Below are 1236 nucleotides of genomic sequence, written 5' to 3'. Positions count from 1 at the left end.
CACGGCCGTGGCAGCAACCACTGTATTGTTACGCTACTGGAGCGTAAAACCGGACTGGTCATGATAGGAAAGCTAGCTGACAAATCAACGAGATCGCTTAACAAAAAAGTTATCCGGTTAATTGCCAGAGACCCACTTAACTTTAAGACGATAACCGCGGACAACGGTACAGAATTCCATCAATACAAAATGATCGAAGCCCGATGCCAAACCAAGTTCTATTTTGCCACCCCCTATCACTCATGGGAAAGAGGTAGTAACGAAAATGTGAATGGGCTGATCCGTCAATACCTTCCGAAAACCCAGAGCATGGAAAGCCTAACTCAACAACAATGCGACGTAATAGCAAATAAATTAAATAGCCGCCCCAGGAAACGATACGACTATAAAACACCGGAGGAAATGTACTATGGAAAATAACTATCGGTGTCGCACTTCAAACTTGATACTAAGAATGCTCCTTGGGTTCTGGCCAGTTCCTGCACTTCTTGCCTTCGCCTTTTCTCGGTGGCATACGCCGTATCCTTACGGAGAAAAAGTCCTTCTCTTAATTCAACTAGCCAGAGCGTTAAGCTCTGGTGGGTGTTCGATCTTCGGTGGGACAAATACGCCAGCAGATAGGTAATGATGGCGGTAAAAATTTGGAGTCGAACGGCATTTTCACTGCGGCCCAGAAAGCGTTTAATCTTTAAGTTTTGTTTCAACCATTTGAAGAACAATTCAATGCCCCATCGCTTTTTATAAAGTTCGGCAATCTCTTGCGCTGAGCGCTGGAAGTCGTTTGTTGCAATCACTAAATCCTTTGTTTTATCGGGTCGAGAGACGGTTACCCGTCTCAGGGCTGTGCCATGATAATGGTTGATTCTCCCACCACCAGGGCGACGATTCTTAAACGCAACGACCTCATCATTTAAGATGCCGTAGTCCTCATCTTTCTGAGTTAAAGATCGAGTTTTAAGCTGATTTAATCCGGCATTGTGTTTAAATCGGGTCACAAAGTAAGACTCCGCCTGATCCAGCTTAAACCACCAGTTATAGTCGTAATAACCCTTGTCGAAGACATAGGTTGCACCAGTTTCAATTGGGAGTGTTCGACCAACGTTAATGTCATTGATGTTGGCCGGTGTAATGGATGCATGCATAGTGGGCCATGCGGAAAGTTAAGTAATTAAAAAGATTGTAGTACAATGGCCGCATGAGAACATCATCGCCACTACATATTTCTGATAACGACCG

At 44.5% G+C, this 1236-nt stretch carries 2 protein-coding genes; one reads left to right on the top strand and one right to left on the bottom strand.

The window, feature by feature from the left end:
* Positions 1–420 (top strand): IS30 family transposase (locus BCF53_RS19115; RefSeq protein ID WP_132703499.1); only part of this gene is annotated, 420 nt, incomplete at its 5' end.
* Here BCF53_RS19115 and BCF53_RS19110 read toward each other — a convergent pair.
* Positions 408–1142, bottom strand: coding sequence for an IS4 family transposase (locus BCF53_RS19110; protein WP_243645877.1), 735 nt, complete (start codon positions 1140–1142; stop codon positions 408–410). The genes BCF53_RS19115 and BCF53_RS19110 overlap by 13 nt on opposite strands.
* Positions 1143–1236 lie beyond the last annotated feature (94 nt).

The organism is Reinekea marinisedimentorum (genome assembly GCF_004341165.1).
In the GTDB taxonomy this organism is placed as follows: domain Bacteria; phylum Pseudomonadota; class Gammaproteobacteria; order Pseudomonadales; family Natronospirillaceae; genus Reinekea; species Reinekea marinisedimentorum.
This window is presented reverse-complemented; position numbering and strand designations above follow the sequence as displayed.

Excerpts from the sequence above, each read along its gene's own strand:
- BCF53_RS19110 (WP_243645877.1), bottom strand. The coding sequence starts at position 1,142 with ATGCATGCATCCATTACACCGGCCAACATCAATGACATTAACGTTGGT.